Here is a 19902-nt window from a genome sequence, read left to right on the forward strand (position 1 = left end):
TAAAACCATAAAAAACACAACCAAAAAGTTAATTAACTCTAATAATAGATTGTACTTCCTAGTATATAAAATTAAAGGATAATAAAAAAAGAAAAAAATTTAAACACAAAAATTATGAGTCAGCCTCTTTTTTCATTTTCAAAAACAAATCATTTTCCGGCGATATCCTTTATCACTTCACCGGCAATTATAAGTCCCGCAACGGACGGCACAAAAGAAACGCTGCCTTTCACTTTAAACTTTCTGTCTTTATTGATTGGACAATCGTTGGTGTTTATTGCATGTTCCTGGGAATAGACCACTTTCAATTTATCTATATTCCTTTTCCTAAGGTCCTTTTTCATTATCTTGGCAAGCGGGCAGACTGATGTCTCATATATGTCGGCCACTTCAAACATTGTTGGATCCAGCTTGTTTCCGGTTCCCATTGATGAGATGACAGGAACCTCAAGTTCATCGCATTTGCATATAATTGCAATCTTGGCCATAATGGTGTCAACGCAGTCCACGGCATATGAAAGGTCGCTTGTAATGATGTCTGTTGTTGAATCGGCCATGTAGAATTCCTTATGCACCTCAACATTAGCATGGGGATTGATTTCAAGAATTCTTTCCATCATAAGGTCAACTTTATATTTTCCAATGGTGCTTTCCGTTGCAATCAGCTGCCTGTTGATGTTGCTTTCATCCACCTTGTCGAAGTCAATCAGAATGAAATTGCCTATTCCGCTTCTTGCAAGCCCTTCGCAGACAAATGAGCCAACACCTCCAAGACCGAAAACTGCAACTTTGGCATTGCCTAATTTTTCCATTCCCTCATTTCCAATCAGCATTTCAGTTCTTGAAAACCTCTCTTCCATAGCCGTTCACCAAAAAGTTTAATTTAATTTAGTTAATTATATAATTATTAGACATTATATCAATAAATATTTTTTTAAGTGGGGAATTTCATGATAATAGATACTCATTGCCATATTTATGCCAGTGAAATGGAAAACGCAGAGGAGATAATAATGGAGGCTGCAGACAATGACATACATATGGTATTGAACGGCACAGACCCATCAAGCAACAGGGAAGTGCTGGAATTATCTGACAAATATGATAACGTGCATGCCGCATTGGGCTATTTTTATACACTTGCCGATGAGATAACCGATGAGGAAATTGAATTGCTGGATATGCAACTGGGCAGTGATAATGTGGTTGCCGTTGGCGAGATAGGTCTTGATTACTATCATACAAAGGACAACAGGGACAAGCAGATTGAACTGTTTGAGAATATGTTAGTTCTGGCAGAAAAGCATGATTTGCCCGTGATAGTGCATTCGAGAAAGGCAATGCAGGACACATTTGACATATTGAAAGAGCATGACGTGGTTGGATCCATGCACTCCTATCAGGGCTCTGCCGAAATGGCACAGCAATTCATCAGATTAGGATTTTACATTGGAGTCGGTGGCACTATTACCCACAAAAACAATAAGAAGGCAAGAAGGATGCTTGAAAATACTGACATTAATCATATGCTCCTTGAAACAGATTCTCCATATTTGAGTCCCCAGGAGAAAATGGGAGAGATGAACACTCCTCTTAACATTAGGTACGTAAGCAGAAAAATAGCCGAGGAATTGGATATGGAAGAGTCTGATGTCATTGAAATAACCGCTGAAAATGCAAAAGCACTGTTCAATATCTGATATATTTGACATTTGACTAAGAAATCCTCTAAAAAACTGATTTTAACAAATTTTAAATATATAAATTAATAAAATATCCAATAATGAATTATATTTTATCTTCTTAAATTTGATGTAAAATATAGTTTATAGATTTTAGGTGATTAAAATGGATATCAAAAAAGTAGTAGTAGCTGGAGGAGGAGTTTTAGGTAGTCAAATTGCTTATCAATCCGCATTCTGTGGATTTGACGTAACAGTTTGGCTGAGAAGCGAAGGCTCAATCGAAAGGGCCAAACCTAAATTTGAAAGACTGTTAAACATCTATTTGGCCACACTTGAAAAGATGAAAACCGATAAGGCAGCTTATTGCAGAGGATTCAGCAAAACACCTGACCTAAATGATGATGAAATTGACGCCTTAAAAGAACAGGCTCAAAAGGCATTTGACAGCTTGACCTTAACCACAAGCTATGAAGAGGCAGCAGATGATGCAGACCTTATAATTGAAGCGATTGCAGAAGATCCTGAACAGAAAATTGCATTCTATGAGGAATTGGCAAAATATCTTCCGGAAAAGACAGTTGTCGTTACAAACTCATCAACCTTGCTTCCAAGCCAGTTTGCTGAACACACCGGAAGGCCTGAGAAATATCTCGCATTCCACTTTGCAAACAACATTTGGGCTCAAAACACAGCTGAGGTAATGCCGCACCCTGGAACTGAACAAGAATACTTTGATACCATTGTCCAATTCGCAGAGGACATCAACATGGTGCCTATTAAAGTATTGAAGGAACAACCGGGATATGTGCTCAACTCACTGCTTGTACCGTTCCTATCCGCAGGACAGGCTTTATGGGCTGAAGAAGTTGCAGACCCTGAAACAATCGACCTGACCTGGAGGCTTGCTACAGGTGCACCAAACGGACCGTTCCAAATCTTGGATGTTGTGGGCCTTGTAACCGCATATAATATCGTCATTATGGACCCTAGGTCCCAAGACCCTGAGACAACTCAAGGTAAAATCGCCTTAAAGCTTAAGGAAAAAATAGATGCCGGTGAAACAGGTATCAATGCGGGCAAAGGATTCTACGAGTATAAATAAATGATTCATATCATTTATTTTTCTTTTTTTTTAATTAGTTAGCCTCTAAATCACAATATTAACTTAAAGAGAGGAAACATGTAAAAGCCGTTTATGCAAAAGTTATATCAATTTGCTTTTTAATACAATTAAATATATTTGGTGGGATTTTAACAAGAATCGCTATGGGGAATAGAGATGAAAAAAACAAAAGTAATTTGCAGTATAGGTCCGGCATCTGATTGCGTAGAGGTCATGAGTGAAATGGTTAACAATGGAATGGACTGCGCACGCATTAACCTTAGTCATGCCACACCTGAAGGCATACTGAAAACAATAGAGGTCATCAGACAGGTGCGCAAAGAGTGCAATCAGCCTGTAGCCATAATGTACGACACCAAGGGACCTGAATTCAGAACCTTGAAATTCAAGGACGGCGGAGTGTCTCTCAAGAAGGATGATACCATAAGGATGAGCAAGACCTGCATTCTTGGAGATGAGAAGGAATTCGGTGTCAACCACAGCAATGCGATTGACTTCATTAAAATAGGCGACACTGTTCTCATTGACAATGCATTGTTCGAATTGGAGGTCATCGATAAGGATGATGATCATGTGCTATTGAAAGCTTTGGGAGATTGCAAAATTCAGGACAACAAAACCGTCAACGTTCCAGGCGTTGATTTAAACCTGAAATTCATGAGCGATGTTGATAAAAGAGACATTGCATTTGCCGCAAAGCATGCCTGTGATTATCTGGCATTATCATTCGTAAATACAAGGGAAGACGTCATGGCCGCCCGCAAGATAATTGAAGAGGCGGGAGGGGACGCTCTCATCATCTCAAAAATTGAAAGCCGAATTGGAATCGAGAATATAGATGATATAATTGATGAATCCGATGGCATCATGGTGGCCCGTGGTGATTTGGGAGTTGAAGTTGCGCTGGAGAAGTTGCCGATGCTTCAAAAGGACATTATAAGAAAATGTCGCCAAAAGGGCAAGTTCGCTATTGTGGCCACTGAAATGCTGGCCTCCATGTATGAAAGTCCAAGGCCTACAAGGGCGGAGGTTTCAGACGTTGCCAATGCAATACTGGATGGAACAGATTGTGTCATGCTGTCAGGTGAAACCACCATTGGAAAACATCCTATAGAATCCGTTGAAATAATGAGCAAAATATGCAAATATGTGGAATCAACAATCGATTATACGAAACATGTCTCATACAAGGGTAGCAGAGGCACCAGTGACACCATTGCAAAGCTTGTTGTTGATGCTGTAGAATTCTCAGACATTAAACTGATAGTCACATCCACATTGACTGGATTTACCGCTCGCAGAATCAGTAATTTCCGTCCAAACTCCATTATAATGGCATGTTGTCCATCCAATCACATCGCCGAGAAGGTCATTTTAAACTTCGGAGTCAAACCTGTTGTGACCGACATATATGAAAGCACCGATAAAATGATTAGCAATGCTAAGAAAATAGCTAAAAGGGAATTCAATTTAAGCAAGGGGGATCTGATTGCATTCACCGGCGGATTCCCATTAGGCGAATTCAAAAAAACCAATTATCTGATAATTGTTGAAATTTGAATATTTCAGCGGAATGGTGATTTTTGATTGCCTACATAATATCCTTCAAAAGTTCCCATTTGATTAAAGGATATTTATAAATAATGTTTTTTCCAAATAGATAATCATTGAACTATTTGGAGGTGATAATGTGAACATGGAAAAAATTTTAGGATTACTGTATATCATTCTTGGTTTATTTTTAGTAATTTGTCCAATATTTTCATCTGCACTCATATCTTTGGCAATTGGATTTGCTATGGTATGTTTCGGTATATCAGCAATATTTAATGGAATTATTTTTTCAGAAGCTCCCATCTATTCATATCTGTCCCTATCTATTGGGGTAATTGCATTGCTCTTTGGATTAATATTCATGTTCTTCTTAAATGCCTTACCGTTCCTTGTATCATTACAATTCTACATTGTCGGATTCGTACTTATGGTATATGGAATATTAGGAATTATATACTTAAAGGACAAAAAATTAACTATTCTTTCAATTATTGGATTAATTTTAGGTATTATAACCGTTGCACTGGCAGTATTTGCGGCATCACAGCCTGTCCTAATAGCAATCCTTATTGGAGTATTGTTAATTATAGAAGGAGTAGCCCTTTTTGTTGTGGGCAAAAGCCTGACATTAATTGAAACTTACGGATAACTCTTAAAACAGGATAATTCTATTGAATTATCCTTAATTTGATTTTTTTTATTGTTGTAATACTTTTGATTACAACCTTTAACCGAATTAATTAAAAAAAAGAAAAAAATAGCTTAAGATTAAGCTATTAAAAAGTCGCCAATTATCTTTTCATCACTTGATGAAATTACCACAATACGATCATTTTTTTCAAAATTGAACAGGGTAATATCACCATCTTTTTTAAGGTAACCGGTTACATTATTAATTGTAGTGTTATCTCCGCCCATAACTTTTAAAGCTTGTTCATTAGTTAATCCGTTGGTAATGTTAACTACAAAGAGACCTATTGCAGTATCACCTTTGACATAACCTTTGGATTCAATTTGTGCCCCATCTTCTATAAGTGACTCAACAGCTTTTTGAGTGGTATTTGTAGGATCTACTTCAAAACCATCCGGAATATTGAAATCCACTCCATCAATGGTGACTGTTTCATTTTGAGCGCCGCCGAAAAGGTCTGCTAAGTCAAAAGCTGAAACTGCACCAATGCTTGTTGCAACAATTAACAATGCAAGTATTGCAAGAATTTTCTTGTTCATAATACACCTCCAATTAGTTATATATTTTTGAATTTAATATAATTTACTGAATTGTTTTAATTTCTTTTTTAATTAATGAGAAATCATTCAGGCCTTTGACCTAAGCGAATTTGATACATTTGTAATTGGTTTTCCGGTAATGTATACCTCACCTACAATGATTTGGCAATTACTTATCATGAACTCAATTTCGCAAAGGGAATGATGCAAAGTATTGGATTGAAAAGTAATAAGTACTTTAAGCAATAAAGTTGATATCATGTCAAAAAAGGTTATTGTTATAAGTTCATCACCAAGAATTGGTGGAAATTCAGACACATTATGCGACGAATTTGTTAGAGGAGCATTAGACGGCGATAATGCTGTTGTCAAGTACAATCTGGAAGAAATAAGATTCCACGCATGTAAGGCTTGCATGAAATGCAAAACCCCTGAGATGAAGTGTTTCCAGGAAGATGGTCTTGCCGAAGTCTTGGATAAGATGATGGAAGCTGATGTGATTGTGTATGCAACTCCAATTTACTACTATTCAATGTGCGGAACCCTTAAAAGGTTCTTTGATAGATGCTATCCTATTTTCAATCATTTGGAGGACAAGGAGTATTATATTATAACATCTGCAGGCTCATCCAACGGCAATGCTTTAATTGGAATCAGGGACTTTATCAGCTTTTCCAAAAACCCAACAGAAAAGGCTGTATTCACCGTAATTGGAGATGCAAAATCTCAACCTGAATTATTAAAAGAGGTATATGAAGCAGGTTTTGACTGTTAAAAAAATAGGGAAGAATTTGATCTTCCTTATCATTTAAAACTTGAATGAGTGTAAAAAAAATAATAGCTTAAGGATTAAGCTATTACAGGAGCAATAAGGCTTTCGTCATTTGATTGGATGACAATCACTTTATTTTCTTTGGAAAATGTGTAGGTATATCCAACATTATCATGATGGAGATAACCGTTTTGTCCAGAAATCTCTTTAGCTGTGCCGTTCATGAAATTAACTTGTTTGTCACTAATGTCTGATGTATCGTAATCGTTAATCATAATGTTAATGTAATCAGTACCATTAATGTATCCTTTTCCATATTGAGTGCATGTGAAAAAAGTGTAGTCAGTAACGGTTCCATTATTGCTATTATCTAAATTTTCTTCTAATGTTCCAGGAATGGTGAAATTTTCTCCGTCAATGGTTATATGCTGATCTGCCGGACCTCCAAACAATGAACCTAAATCGGGAAGTTCAAATGCAGATACGGTTCCAACAGCAGCGATTGCTATAAGCACAACAGATAGTGCCAATAATATCTTTTTATTCATAATAATAAACCTCCAATAGATAATATATTTTTGATTTATAAATATAATTTACTAAAATATAACACAATGTAATTCCTCATTATGGGATAATTCCACTCAACAATGCTTTAAATCAGAATATTTGCGTTAACAGAATAAAATATTAATATTAATACTGAAATATATATTAGTACATTTTGGAGATATTTTTATGAACGTTTTAGGAATTAATACAAGTCCAAGAGAATTAAGTAATGTAAAAATCGCTTTGGAAGCTGCTTTGGATGCCGCTTCCGCAAAAGGTGCTGAAACTGAGATTGTGGATGTTAACAAATTAACAATCACACCATGTCAAGGCGACAACTACTGTAAAGAGCATGATTCCGAATGCGCTTTAAATGATGATATGCAAGACATCTATCAAAAAATTGAGGAAGCTGATGGAATCATCTTAGCAAGCCCAATATACTTCTGTGACGTGAATGCTCAGGCAAAACTCGTAATCGACAGATTATATTCTTATTTCATGAACCCTAAATATGCAGAATTGTTTTCTAATAAAAAGGTTTCAATAATTGCAACCAACGGCGCTGCTCCTTTGGAAGCATTTGAAGGTTCATTAAATACTCAAATGGCAGCTTTTGAAGTTTTAGGATTTAAAACAGGCGACATTATTAATTTAGATGACAATAATGTTCCTGGAGCGATTAATGATAAAGAAGAACAATTGCAAAAAGCAAGAGATCTCGGTGAAAACTTAATTTAAGTTTTCAGTTTTTTAATTATTTCCAGGTGATACTATGAGCAACATACATGAAAATTGTGAGAATTACAGTCCTAAAAAGGATTATTGTTTAAAATTCTTCGAGGAAAATGTATCAGAGAAGTATAAGGTTTGTAAAGAGTATAGTGAATTCTCTGATAAAGAACTCAGTAGGAAATGGAGTAATTGAACATTATCTTTTGAAGTTAAAAATGATAATGTATCTCCAGCTATAAATCATATTTTTGATAATTTATTTTTAGGTTTTGAGTGGTTCCACTCAAAACATTTGTTTTAAACCAAAATTTTTTCACTGTTGTGCAAAATACTGGAAATTATTTTTTACTATCCCTTTAAATAATCTACAAAACATATATGCTATTAACGAAAACTATTTAAATCATTGATAAAGGGAGATAAAATGCAAAGAAAAAGACGAATTTTGATATTGCTATTGCTGATAATTGGCATCTGTGCAGTGTCGACCGCAAGTGCGGCTGATGATGTTGATGTTTTATCTGCAGATGATGCAAATCTTGAAGAAACTTCAACCGAATTGGACGATATTGAGGAAAACATCTTGGAAAAGTCAAGCGAGGAGGAAAATTTAGCCGTATCAGAAGATAGCTCCATTTTAACCATGGACGCATCTGATGAAACATTATCAGTTGTATATTCAAGCTGGTATACAATTGATTTATAGGATTACTATGAAATCTCATCCACTAAAAAAGAGACAATTTCATACTATATGGAACCTTATACTTACGGTTCTGAATCTTTTCATTTTTATTTGCGTGTTGTGGATTTGAACGGAAATATAGTTTTTAATAAGGAATTAAAAGGTACTGAAAGAACTGCAAGGGATTATCGTCCTTCCTTTGAAAAAAATACTTTTGCTCCGGGCACTTATGTTTTAGGGGCTGTGAATTATGATGACAATGTGGTTATGGACACCGCTGTTTTAAGAGTTAGCGGAACAGCAGTAATCAACGCCAACGATTATAACTCATATTATAATTCCGGTGCAAAGATGACTGTCAAAATGACAGATCAGGCAACTGGAAAACCTATTACTTCCAGTTATATCACTGTTAAATTCACCAACAAAAAGACTAAAAAAACAGTAACTAAGACCTATCTTATGAATTCAAACGGTCAGGCTTCATTCACACCGCCTGTAGGTGCCGGAACCTGGACAGTCGAATATTCATCAGCTGATGCAGATATAAATGCAAATGTTGTTCAAAAGACAGCCACCATCACAAAACCTGCTGTCAAAATCAAAGCATTTAAAGTCACAGAATATAAAGGTTTCAAAATCAAACTTAAAGCAAAAGTGACTAGCGGAGGTAAAAAGGTCAACGAAGGAAAAGTAACCTTTAAAATCAACGGTAAAACATACACTGCTGCTGTTAAAAACGGTATTGCCACCAAAAAAGTCAAATTAAGTAAAGTGAAAACATATAAATACACATCTAAATTCAAAGGCAGCAACTATAAGGATTCCAAAAAGGTCAAAGCTAAAGCCGTCATGAAAAAACGTGTTAAAACTAAAATCGTTATTAAAGACCAATCTGTTTATACAGGCAGCTCTAAAAAAGTCACCATAAAAGTTTTAACTAAAAGCGGCAAAAAAGTTAAAAACGGCAAGATTAAAATAACATCCCATGGTGAAACCACATATGGGCCTGTGAAAAATGGAAAAGCCATAGCAATTGTTTCCGGTTTTAATATCATGAAACATTTCAAAGGCTTTACCAAAAATGGTGAAACTTACAAAAAGTCAAAAACTGCCAAGGTTAAAATTAAATACATACCTAAATCACACAAATATAAGGCCAGCAAAAAAACCGTTAAGGTAACTTCCAAATTCAAATGCCTCTGTGGCAAGACCAGTACACATTACCATTATACACAGGGATATTATTACGTCTATAAATATAAAATTGCTGTTGTATAGAGGATTTTAATTCCTCTAAACTTTTTTTTTTTAATTTTTGATGATATTTTAGTTTTGAATATTTGCTTAGAAAACATTCAATTTAAACACTACTTAATTTTTCTTTAAATATCTATTTAAAAGGTTTATATCTTCTCTTTAAAAAACTTTGTGAGGACATCATTATTTACACTTAATTATGGATAAGGTTTCCTCAAAATCAATGAAAATTATCATTATTCTAATGTTATTTTTCAATAATTTTGAGGACATCATTTTTCAGGCAAAAAATCCCTTAGGTTTCCTCACCACCTCAAGTAGAATCCCTTGAATTTTTCACCATACAACAGTGAATTCACTAGGTTCTCGCTTTGTTTTACAATCAAATCTGAATAGCTTACAGTTTCATCTCCATATGTTATTGTGGAGTATACTTTTGAGAGAATCTTTTCAACGATTAATTTTCTAGCTTCCAATTTAATCGTGTTGTTTCTTTTGTCCATATCATCAATGGTGACCTGCTTTCTGTTGACTAGGCTGATGACTGTCTTGTCCACTATCTGCTGCCTGAATGGCTCTATCAGGTCAAAAGTCAGGCTTGTCCTATTGTCCATGTCAAAGTGAAGCAGTCCGCAGTATGGATCCAACCCATTTACAAGTAAGCTTTTGGTTATCTCGCTTGCGAGTATAGCATATCCGTAGTTAAGCATTGAATTAAGCAAATCTGATGGTTTTTTTGTTCTTGACTTAAAATTAATTTCTTTTGGAACGAAATACTTCACACCTTTCCAGTATTCATTTGATGCCTTTCCTTCAAGGCCCATAATCTTCATTCGCACTGTTTCATTGTCTCCATTTAGGGGCAGTTGATTCAATTGAATTATAATCTCTTCAATTTTCTGTCTATTATTATACACACTTTTTAGATGTCTATTCTTGTTCAATGTTGTCAGTGTGGCCTTTTGGTTTTTCATCTTTGACATTATGAGTTCCTTTGATATTTCAAGACCTAGCCTATTTTCACTTAACCTATACTGCTCTTTTTTAAGTTTCACGTTTCGCCAGTCAGGTGATTCCAATGTGTATGTGAGTTGCCCCCGGGGATTGATTGCTATCAGTTTAATGTTGTTTTCGGCCATCAAATTAAGGGCATCGAATGTAAGGTATCCCTTTCCGATAATTGTTATGTCATTTATTTCACTTGCTCTGATAGAATCGACGATTTGATTTTTTTCATGTATAACTATCCGGTTGTCTTTCTTATGTATTGACTTTGCGTATCCGTCTATTACCAGTTTCATCCTAATACACCCTATACAAATCATTCTTGAATTTCATTTCCCGCCCTGCAGTTAACTTTTTGCTATAGCAGTTTTCACAGATTGGAATAATCACAACGCTGTCGTTTTCCCTAGTGATTTTTGAGATGTTTTCACTGAGATCTTTTCTTTCACCATTGCTCAAATCCCCTGCATATAATGAGCTTTGAATCTTTCGAAGTCCATAATGCTGGAGGACATTTTCAATATTATTCTGGTTTGTCTTGAACCTGCAGTCAAGACTTGCTATCATGTACATGAGTTAAGTTTTATTTTTCAATGTTTAAATTATTTCATTTATTTTATAAGTAGCTATAAACACTATGTTTCACTGAAAACAATTTTATAAAGTCGCAACAATTTTTTAAAGTTACTAAAATTTGATTAAGCTTAAATAGGATAAAAATAATACAATATATTAATTTAAAGGGAATTTCAATTCCGTTATTTGAAATTAAAGAAAAATTTTGGAGAAATATATGTGAATTATGTATTACTATTAAAAGTAATAGTCTTTATATATAACTACTATGATTAAAAATAGTAGTCTTTATAAATAACTAATAATAATTATTAGATTGCATTAGATTTCATCATCCTAAAATATTTTTTTTATTTTCACAAATTGTTTTGAAATTTTAATTTTTGAATTTTCAAAAAATCAGATTAATACTTTTCACATACTTTTTTATTACAAAATTAAAATTTGAAGAAATCACCATTTTGAAACCAGTTGAGGTATATGTCTTGCTTCACTTACAACATTCCCTCACAAACTCCCAAATTATCCAAATTTTATATATAAAGAAAACGTATATTTTATGTAATAATATACAGTAAAAGTGAAAAGATACGAAGTCTTTATATACTAAAAAAATCAATAGTATAACAAGGGTTTGAGTAAAGAAATTTAGGAGGCAAAAAGCTTATGATCGAAGTCGATGAGCTAACGGACTACCTAGATGAATACTTGGAAGAAAAGCAAGAGGTAAAAAACTTAACTGAAGAAACCATCAAGAAACAAACATTCAATATATCCAAATTCATCGAATTCCTTGAAGATAGCGGAATAGATGAGTTAAATGACAAGAACGTTAAAAAGCAATTAAGGCAATACCGTAGACATTGTTTAAAACAACGTGGAAACAAAAGAACCACAGTCAAAACATATATGATGAACATTCTGGAATTCATAAACTCAGAGGATGTTCAAGAGGAAATCCAGCACGAAACCATCAAAATGAAGGATATTATTGAAGTTAAAACCGAAGATCCTGAAACTGCCAAAAAAAGAATCGAGAAAATCTCTCTAACATGGCAACAATCCAATTTCTTCCTTGATACAATCCAGAAAAGCGGAAATGTTCGTGATTACGCAATTTGCAGGACATTCATTGATTCTGGAATGAGGCTTAAGGAACTGGTCCTTCTTAACAAGACAGATATTCAAGTTCCACTCGATGAGAAGGGATTTTATATCCTTCCGAAAGACACACATGAGTTCATTGATGTTTATCTGCGTGCAGAGACAACAAAAGGAGAATCCAAGGACCGTACAACATTCATTACCTATGATACTCTTGTAAGTTTGAATGATATGATGATGGATCGCATCACAAAGCTTAGAAAAAACACCAGCAATGTCTACAGGCCGGTGATTCAGAGAAATAAGGCTGCAGAAGAAGTGAACCGTGAAGAGTTGTTCACCAATATCAAGGGAAACAGAATTGGTAAACGTGGTGTCCAGGACATCATCAAAAAACATGCTCGCGAATGTGATGAAAGAATAGAGTCAGAAGGCATAGACTGTTCTGTAAATTACTCTAAAAATGTAAGTGTCCACATTCTAAGACACACCGCACTGTCCCATTATGCTGAAATCCTGACAGTTGCTGAGGTTCAGTCAATTGCAGGCCATTCCAACTCACAAACAACCGATAAATATATCCACATTGACCGTGAGCAAATGAAACAAAAATTAAGAGGCAATTCTCAGAAATTTAACTGATTTTAGCACTTAATATTAAAATTAATAAATTTAAATATCATATTGTCTAATATAATAATAGAAACTTTATTAGGATTTTATATGAATTTAAGGAAACATATTTTAATATTAAGTATTTTTATTATTTTTATTTTCGCATGCGGAACATTTAATGCATCTGATATTCAAAAAAATGATGATTTGCATGTTACAGCAGATTTGACCAATCAAAGTGATGTTTTTGGTTGCTGTTCTATAGTTTTGCAGCTGGATGGAAATCATACAATGATGTCATATAGGCGTGATTCCAACTTAACAGCGGATGTATACATCGAAGAAGGCTTATGGCATGGCATTCCTGCTATCAAACAGTACAAGACCGAAGGCGGATACTTCAATCATGTAATCATCACCCATGACGGCTGGGTTATCGGATTAGGAGGAATTGATGATGGTATTGATAGTGAAATATGTGAAAATATCACTGCTAGTATGATCTCCGAGGACAATAGTATTTCAGAATACGGTTTGTCCAAGATACAGCAGATAAAACAGCCATATGGACGTGGACATGTTGTAATCAAGGCTCCGAATGGTAATTATGGTTTTGCCAATGTAAATAAGCTGAAAACAGGGACATTACAGCCAGGCCAATACATTTCCATTCCAAATGATTACATGTTATCCCGATCTGGAAACGTTTCTCTTGATTCCCCTGATTTGGTTGGTGAAATGACTAACTTATCCCAAACCGACAAATATGGTTTGGATAGAAGGGAAATCGTTACCTATGACTTCCAAACTACTGAAAATGGCAACGTTACGGAGATTTATGTTGCAAATGAGGATGGGTCCCATGTTGGCGCTAATTATATAGACTGCATAGATGACATTCATTTTAACAACACCGTTATCAAAGGGTCAGATATTCCTATCGGACCAAGCTATATGCATATTGGAGATATTGAGTTTCCAAATGAGCTTACAACTGCAAACAAAAGTATAGTGTTAATGGTAATTATTGCGTTTGTTGTCTTCGTTGCATTGCTGTTCTTCATTATCCTGAAATTTGTAAGATCTATTCACTATAAAATCCGTCGTAGATTTTAATAAAATTCATGAAATTTATTAAAAAAGAGTAAATTTGAAGAAAATATTATATCTCAACAACTTGATATATATGGCAGAGTTGATTTATAGCATTTTCTTAATATTACTTGAGTATAAGTGGTAAAATATGTATATTATATATTATCTGTATTTACAGAATATAGATAAGTATGTATTATCCATATTTACAGAAATATGGAAAACCATATTATACTAATATGTCTACTATAAGTAAATATGTACTATTACTATTAATAGTTATAGTATATATTATGCTATTATAATTGTTTATAGTATAATACCTATTAATACATATTTACATCTTATATACGGAAATACTCTTCCGACTACTGTAATATTACACTAACGGAATTCACAGTAAAAATAACGATTTTAAACAGTTATTTAGCCTAATAATAACTGTTCTATTCTTGTTTTCCTAAATTAAATGTATAATATATTAGTTATTGGAATAATATAAATTTATCATTGAACATGAAGAAAAATGAACTCTCTGCGTTCCTGGTTTTTATAAGATTTATTAATTTTTATGAAATTTCTTAATTTTTTAAGATCCGTTAATTTTCTGATTTACAAAAAGTGCCTATCTCAACCACACCATATAACTTTAATGGTGAATTTTAACCATTTTCTCCAGTCTTTCTAACCAAATGTAATTGTCATACAAGTCAAATTTTTCAAAAATAAACTTGTCAGGATATTTTTTTTCAATGATTTCTTTTTCTTTTTTAGATGTAATTCCATATCTAATTTGTTTATTTTCATCAAACACCTCATAATACTCATATTTTTTAATTAAACTTTGTTGTGCAGTCAATCCCATCTAATCGCCTCATATGCAAACCTTTATAAATAATGAAAATATAATTATAATTAATTTTATTAAAATGAATTTTTTTTAATAAAATTGGTGATGAATCTAGAAAGGGTAAAAACAGACGGCGAGAGTAAAATTCTCTAAACCTCCCTTTCATTATAGATTCATCATCTATCGGTATTCAACGACAGTGTACTTTTTTTTTTTAATGAGATAATATAAAATGATTATTTTTATAGTTATACTCATATTTAAAAGGATTACAATTGTAATCAAACTATCACTCCCGTTAAATCAATCAATGGAGGATGAATACCGGTGAATTACCGTGCACCTTTTGTGTCTGTTTTTAAATTAAAAATATTTTGTTATTCTAATTTTGCACAGTATCCACTATACGGAAACAACTATCAGTCATTTCTCATAATACCTTTTAATAATACATTATATTTAAAATAAGCAGTTATTAATGGGTACAATTTTTCAATATCAAAGCAATATTACAATATGGCACAATTAATGATTCAAAGTTATTTTTTAAAAAAAAGTAATATGAATTGTTTTCAAGATCAAAATCCAAGAAGTATCTTGAAACCTATCAATATCAAAATCACTCCACCCAATATCTGGAACTTGTCGCCGACATAATCGCCAAGTTTCTTGCCTATGTATATTCCAACTATGCTGAAGGCGAATGCCACAATTCCGATTATTGCACAGGATATCAGAAGGGGATCTTTTAGAAGCGCAATTGTAATTCCAACTGCAAATGCGTCTATGCTTGTAGCTATCGCAAGCAATGTAACCTCCTTGAAGGAAAAGTTATCCGTAATCTCCTCATCATCTCCTGACAGGCTTTCACGTATCATGTTCAGTCCGATTGCAAGAAGCAGTATGAAACCCACTATCGGTGCCAGCGATTCGACAATTGATGCGATAACACTGCCGCAGACGTATCCGAATATTGGCATGATAAACTGAAAACCGCCGAAAAACAGTCCATAATAGAAAATTTGCGCTTTTGTCAGGTGTTTTTGAGTGAAACCTTTTGTCATGGATACGCTAAATGCGTCCATTGCAAGAGCTACCGCTATTAGAAAAGTTGAAATCAGATTAAATGACATTAGATAATATATTGTAATTTGTTTTATATATAATGATTTATTACGAATTTAAGATATTTATAGTATTTATGTTATATTTATAACTATGAAAGACCTATTTGATAATGTTGAACTTGGAGATTTAAGATTAAACAGTAGAATTGTGAGAACCGGATTGTGGGAATCTCAAAGGGAAAAGACAGGCAATTTCACTCCTGAAATATATGACCGATACGAAAACCTTGCCGCCAGTGGTGTCGGACTGATTATTTCCGAGGTATACTCCCTATATCCCCGTGACGTCTTTTCAAAATACACCGCCACAACAAATTACAAGCAATTCGTCCGTGAAGCGCGTGACCTTACCGACCTTGTTCATCTCTATGACGTGCCTATTTTCGCCCAATTGGGTTTTGTGCAGTACAACAAAAGAACCGAACAGAACATGCCTGTTGACAAGGTCAGCATTGAGGACATTCGTAAGATTCAAACAGACATCATAATTGCCGCTCAAAAGTTCGACTATGCTGGATTTGATGGAATTCAACTAGGTCTTGGAAATTACTATTTCCTTGCTCGTTTTATAAATCCAAACTTCAACACACGCACAGACAAGTATGGCGGAAGCACCATCAATCGCCTTAGAATAGTTTTGGAGATAATTAAAGTAATAAAGGAAAACACAAACCTTCATATAAACTGCCGTCTGAACGCATTTGACGGAACCAACATGGGAATGGACATTGGGGAGACCATTGAGATATGTCAACTACTTGAAAAATATGGTGCTGATTCACTTCAGATCACCCGTCCACGCTCACCACAGTTCTTCACACAGGAAAACAAGGAAAAGAACCCATTGATTGAGGCAACAGAAAAGATAATCAAGAACGTTTCAATACCTGTAATCCTCGGTGGTGGCGCAAACAGCCAAAACCAAATCAATGACATCCTGAATGAAACCGACATTGACTTCATATCAATGCAAAGGCCATTCGTAAAGGACCCGAGTTTCCTTGTTGATTGGCAAATCGAGGGAAATGGTGTCAGCCACTGCATAACCTGCAATAACTGCTACTGGAAAAAGACAAGCACATGTCACATAAGAAGCTGCAACCCTGAATTCTATTGATCATCACGGTAATGCTTGAACTGTTCAAGGAAATGATTCAGCTCCTCTTCTATCTGGTAGAGAGTCACAATCGGTTTTGCATCCAAAAGACTGGTTAGGGCAATCAATAGGGGAATTGCCTCACCAACTGTCACGTTTTTGAATTCCAAATCCTGATAGGTTATCATGAAATTCCCATTGATATGCTCATCAATTCGAAGGCCATACGGCAGGAAATTGATTTCATTTTTTTCAATAAGCTCTTCAAGAATCTCTGTACCCTCTAGAATATCCTCGAATTCCACCTTTTCCTTTTCATAAATCGAATCGAGAAATTCAAAGTGTATGTCATAGTCATACAGGGAATGGTCTTTAAAATAAGAGTCTACCATAAGGTAGTTTATATACAATTCATGGTTAATGATTGAGTATTTCTTGTTGTTGAGGATGAATTCCATAATTAATAATTGTTAAAAAAAGTATAAAAAACTAGTTATAGAATAACTAGCTTTCTTGTGGTATTGTTTCTTTTTTGGCAAATTTCTTGAATCTTGAAATGAAGATTTTCGCCCAGATGTATCCGACAGTTCCTCCAACGAAACAACCGAAAACCACACCTGCATAGATTCCTGTAACTCCCCATCCGAATATGAAGCAGAATATGTATGCAAACACTGATTCAAGTATCAATGACCTGAGAAGTGTGATCAGTAGGGAATAGAATCCTTTTCCGACACCCTGAAATAGCATTGATGACATCATACCGTGTGGAATCGCAAGAACGAATATGCTGAGTACGGAAATCGCATGAGCGATTTGCGGAGACAATTGTGCGCTTGCCTCTGTGTATGAAAACATTGCCGCTAGCTGTGCTGAAAATATGAACATTATGGCTCCAAGCAATATGGATATTGCAAAACCCAGCTTGATTGAGTATGAGTGGGCTGTTTTCAGGTTTGTATAGTTACGTGCTCCATATGCAACACCTGCCACTGTCAATACTGCTGTTCCAAGACCAATCAATGGAATCATGGACAATTGGACAATCCTCATTGAAGCGGTATAAACCGCCACTGCGGTTGTGTCTGCAGCAAGCACAAGAAGACTGTTGATGATAATCGCAAGTATTGAAAATACCAGACTTTCAAGTGTTGATGGAATAGCGACCTGCAGGTTGTCTGTAATCATTTTAGTTGAGTAATTGAAGTTTTTAGGAGTCAAATCAAGGAACATGTCTTTTTTACCCCAAATCCAATAGCTCATGACAAGACATGAAAGTGTTGCGGATATTACGGTTGCCCATGCTGCACCGGCAATTCCAAAGTTAAGAACATAAATGAAAACCGGGTCTAGAATGATGTTCATTACTGCTGTAACCGCAATTGCAATGGTGGCTCTTCTCATGTCCCCTTCAGACCTGAATATTGCTGATGCAACACCGGAATATACGAATATGAACAGGAATCCGAATATGATGTAACTGTAGTCCATTGCATATTGGATTGTGGAACCCGCACCCATCATCTGAAGGATAGGGACCATGAATGTTTCAATTATTATGGTAAATATCAGTGACACAACCACTGCCAGCAGTATACCATGCAATCCAGCATTGTTTGCCTGCTTGATGTTGCCTGCACCGATAAATCTTGCGATAAGTGAGTTTGCTCCCGCTCCGATACCGTTTCCAAGTCCTACCAAAACCATGAATAATGGTGTGATGAATCCTACTGCAGCCAATGCGTCTGCACCGAGACCTGCCACCCATATACTGTCTGCAATGTTATAAAGCATGATTAATAGCATTGAAAGCATCATCGGAAGAGCCAATCTGACGATGGCCTTTTTAGGGTCACCTGTAATCATTTCAATATTTTTACTTTTCTTAGGCATTTTGCTCCTCCTCTTTTTCGTTTAATTCTATGGATTTAACTGCAATCTCTTTTAAAAGCATTTGTAAATCCTCTTTTTCAATTGTATTGTTTGCAAACAAATACTCTTCCCATTCCTCAAGTTTCTTTTTTGATTCGGTTAATGTCTTTTCACCTTTTGGAGTTAGTGAAACCTTGTTTTGGCGTCTGTTGTTGTCATCCACTTTTCTTACAACCAGACCGTTATCCTCAAGCTTTTTAATGGACCTTGCCACTGATCCCTTGTCAATGCTGCATCTTGAGGCAATCTTGTCCTGGTTTATTTCCTTTTGATGTGATATTTCAAAGAGGAAATGCAGCTGTGATGCGTTAATTTTGAATTCCTCTAGATTGTGATTCAGATACAATGACTGATTTTTTGCAATGATTGATATTAGTTTTCCGATAGGAAGTTCTGTTGCGTCTATCTTTTTAAACTCTTCAAGCGACATTGTTTTCACTCAATGAATGATGATAAGTCATAGTCATCTTTTTTGACTTCTTTAGTAGTTAATGCTAGAGTCTTGAGAGGCTTTTTGGAATATTTCTCCATTTGAGAGAAACCTCCTTCAAAACCACTTGCTCCAGCGGTTAGGAAGAATTTCACATTGTTGAATTTTCCTTCATTCTGTTTTAGGTATGAAATCACTGGATTTGCGGCTTTTCCTGCCCAAATTGGTCCTCCAACGTAAACCACATCATAGTCTGACGGGTCGAATTTCAGGCCTTCCAAGTCAACAATCTTTTCTTGGATAGCATGTTTTCCTCCACGTGCATATCCCATTTTTCCTTGATAGTTTACTTTGGGAGTGATTTCATCGATATCAGCGTTAATTTCATTGGCTATATTTTCTGCCAGTTTTTTTGTAATGTTTGTTCTTGAATAATAAGTTACTAAAGATTTCATAGAGTAATATTACATTGTTAT

23 protein-coding genes are annotated in these 19902 nt (G+C 35.0%); 12 read left to right on the forward strand and 11 right to left on the reverse strand.

Annotated elements, in window-relative coordinates:
• Positions 1-149 precede the first annotated feature (149 nt).
• Positions 150-860 carry a tRNA threonylcarbamoyladenosine dehydratase gene (locus tag MBBTH_RS00135; protein WP_116591022.1) on the reverse strand — a complete coding sequence of 237 codons (711 nt, stop codon included), beginning with the start codon at positions 858-860 and terminating at the stop codon, positions 150-152.
• Between the two features lie 90 nt (positions 861-950).
• Here MBBTH_RS00135 and MBBTH_RS00140 point away from each other — a divergent pair, with 90 nt between their 5' ends.
• The 4 genes from MBBTH_RS00140 to MBBTH_RS00155 all read left to right on the forward strand — a co-directional run bounded on the left by MBBTH_RS00140 (position 951) and on the right by MBBTH_RS00155 (position 5011).
• On the forward strand, positions 951-1700 hold the full coding sequence (locus MBBTH_RS00140; protein ID WP_116591023.1) for a TatD family hydrolase: 750 nt from the start codon (positions 951-953) through the stop codon (positions 1698-1700).
• A 148-nt stretch (positions 1701-1848) separates the two neighbouring features.
• On the forward strand, positions 1849-2787 hold the full coding sequence (locus MBBTH_RS00145) for a 3-hydroxyacyl-CoA dehydrogenase (protein ID WP_116591024.1): 939 nt from the start codon (positions 1849-1851) through the stop codon (positions 2785-2787).
• A gap of 177 nt (positions 2788-2964) precedes the next feature.
• Positions 2965-4368, forward strand: a complete 1404-nt coding sequence (gene pyk / locus MBBTH_RS00150; protein WP_116591025.1) for a pyruvate kinase — start codon at positions 2965-2967, stop codon at positions 4366-4368.
• 136 nt (positions 4369-4504) lie between these two features.
• Positions 4505-5011, forward strand: coding sequence for a DUF308 domain-containing protein (locus MBBTH_RS00155; protein ID WP_116591026.1), 507 nt, complete (start codon positions 4505-4507; stop codon positions 5009-5011).
• 119 nt (positions 5012-5130) lie between these two features.
• On the opposite strand, the gene MBBTH_RS00160 is transcribed toward MBBTH_RS00155, so the two are convergent.
• Positions 5131-5592, reverse strand: a complete 462-nt coding sequence (locus tag MBBTH_RS00160) for a hypothetical protein (protein ID WP_116591027.1) — start codon at positions 5590-5592, stop codon at positions 5131-5133.
• Positions 5593-5851: 259 nt separating this feature from the next.
• Between MBBTH_RS00160 and MBBTH_RS00165 the strand changes: the two genes are divergently transcribed.
• A complete protein-coding gene (locus MBBTH_RS00165) occupies positions 5852-6367 on the forward strand; it encodes a flavodoxin family protein (protein WP_116591028.1) in 516 nt (171 codons plus the stop codon).
• A gap of 74 nt (positions 6368-6441) precedes the next feature.
• On the opposite strand, the gene MBBTH_RS00170 is transcribed toward MBBTH_RS00165, so the two are convergent.
• Positions 6442-6912 (reverse strand): hypothetical protein, encoded by a 471-nt coding sequence (locus MBBTH_RS00170; RefSeq protein ID WP_116591029.1) that lies wholly within the window; start codon positions 6910-6912, stop codon positions 6442-6444.
• 190 nt (positions 6913-7102) lie between these two features.
• On the opposite strand from MBBTH_RS00170, the gene MBBTH_RS00175 reads away from it, so the two are divergent.
• The 4 genes from MBBTH_RS00175 to MBBTH_RS00185 all read left to right on the forward strand — a co-directional run bounded on the left by MBBTH_RS00175 (position 7103) and on the right by MBBTH_RS00185 (position 9617).
• Positions 7103-7657 carry a flavodoxin family protein gene (locus tag MBBTH_RS00175; protein ID WP_116591030.1) on the forward strand — a complete coding sequence of 185 codons (555 nt, stop codon included), beginning with the start codon at positions 7103-7105 and terminating at the stop codon, positions 7655-7657.
• Between the two features lie 34 nt (positions 7658-7691).
• Positions 7692-7844: a hypothetical protein gene (locus MBBTH_RS10835; protein ID WP_165813983.1), complete on the forward strand. Its 153-nt coding sequence runs from the start codon at positions 7692-7694 to the stop codon at positions 7842-7844.
• 231 nt (positions 7845-8075) lie between these two features.
• Positions 8076-8357 (forward strand): hypothetical protein, encoded by a 282-nt coding sequence (locus tag MBBTH_RS00180; RefSeq protein WP_116591031.1) that lies wholly within the window; start codon positions 8076-8078, stop codon positions 8355-8357.
• 105 nt (positions 8358-8462) lie between these two features.
• Positions 8463-9617: an Ig-like domain-containing protein gene (locus MBBTH_RS00185; RefSeq protein ID WP_165813984.1), complete on the forward strand. Its 1155-nt coding sequence runs from the start codon at positions 8463-8465 to the stop codon at positions 9615-9617.
• Positions 9618-9901: 284 nt separating this feature from the next.
• Here the strand turns inward: MBBTH_RS00185 and cas1 are convergent, their stop codons facing one another.
• Positions 9902-10897 (reverse strand): CRISPR-associated endonuclease Cas1, encoded by a 996-nt coding sequence (gene cas1 / locus MBBTH_RS00190; protein WP_116591033.1) that lies wholly within the window; start codon positions 10895-10897, stop codon positions 9902-9904.
• A gap of 1 nt (position 10898) precedes the next feature.
• Positions 10899-11174 (reverse strand): CRISPR-associated endonuclease Cas2, encoded by a 276-nt coding sequence (cas2, locus tag MBBTH_RS00195; protein ID WP_116591034.1) that lies wholly within the window; start codon positions 11172-11174, stop codon positions 10899-10901.
• Between the two features lie 669 nt (positions 11175-11843).
• On the opposite strand from cas2, the gene MBBTH_RS00200 reads away from it, so the two are divergent.
• Positions 11844-12923: a tyrosine-type recombinase/integrase gene (locus tag MBBTH_RS00200; protein ID WP_116591035.1), complete on the forward strand. Its 1080-nt coding sequence runs from the start codon at positions 11844-11846 to the stop codon at positions 12921-12923.
• An 81-nt stretch (positions 12924-13004) separates the two neighbouring features.
• Positions 13005-14012, forward strand: a complete 1008-nt coding sequence (locus tag MBBTH_RS00205; RefSeq protein WP_116591036.1) for a hypothetical protein — start codon at positions 13005-13007, stop codon at positions 14010-14012.
• A gap of 628 nt (positions 14013-14640) precedes the next feature.
• Here MBBTH_RS00205 and MBBTH_RS00210 read toward each other — a convergent pair.
• Both MBBTH_RS00210 and MBBTH_RS00215 read right to left on the reverse strand, forming a co-directional pair.
• Positions 14641-14856, reverse strand: a complete 216-nt coding sequence (locus MBBTH_RS00210) for a hypothetical protein (protein WP_116591037.1) — start codon at positions 14854-14856, stop codon at positions 14641-14643.
• A gap of 563 nt (positions 14857-15419) precedes the next feature.
• Positions 15420-15974 (reverse strand): manganese efflux pump MntP, encoded by a 555-nt coding sequence (locus tag MBBTH_RS00215; protein WP_116591038.1) that lies wholly within the window; start codon positions 15972-15974, stop codon positions 15420-15422.
• An 85-nt stretch (positions 15975-16059) separates the two neighbouring features.
• On the opposite strand from MBBTH_RS00215, the gene MBBTH_RS00220 reads away from it, so the two are divergent.
• Complete coding sequence (locus MBBTH_RS00220; protein ID WP_116591039.1) at positions 16060-17085, forward strand: oxidoreductase; 1026 nt, start codon at positions 16060-16062, stop codon at positions 17083-17085.
• Here MBBTH_RS00220 and MBBTH_RS00225 read toward each other — a convergent pair.
• The 4 genes from MBBTH_RS00225 to MBBTH_RS00240 are packed head-to-tail and all read right to left on the reverse strand — an operon-like array spanning position 17079 to position 19881.
• Positions 17079-17522 (reverse strand): hypothetical protein, encoded by a 444-nt coding sequence (locus MBBTH_RS00225; RefSeq protein WP_116591040.1) that lies wholly within the window; start codon positions 17520-17522, stop codon positions 17079-17081. The genes MBBTH_RS00220 and MBBTH_RS00225 overlap by 7 nt on opposite strands.
• A gap of 46 nt (positions 17523-17568) precedes the next feature.
• Positions 17569-18957, reverse strand: coding sequence for an MATE family efflux transporter (locus MBBTH_RS00230; protein ID WP_116591041.1), 1389 nt, complete (start codon positions 18955-18957; stop codon positions 17569-17571).
• On the reverse strand, positions 18950-19426 hold the full coding sequence (locus tag MBBTH_RS00235) for a MarR family winged helix-turn-helix transcriptional regulator (RefSeq protein ID WP_116591042.1): 477 nt from the start codon (positions 19424-19426) through the stop codon (positions 18950-18952). Before MBBTH_RS00235 ends, MBBTH_RS00230 begins: the two co-directional genes overlap by 8 nt.
• 5 nt (positions 19427-19431) lie before the next feature.
• Entirely contained in the window at positions 19432-19881 is a 450-nt protein-coding gene (locus tag MBBTH_RS00240; protein WP_116591043.1) for a flavodoxin, read from the reverse strand.
• Positions 19882-19902 lie beyond the last annotated feature (21 nt).

The organism is Methanobrevibacter thaueri (assembly GCF_003111625.1).
In the GTDB taxonomy this organism is placed as follows: domain Archaea; phylum Methanobacteriota; class Methanobacteria; order Methanobacteriales; family Methanobacteriaceae; genus Methanocatella; species Methanocatella thaueri.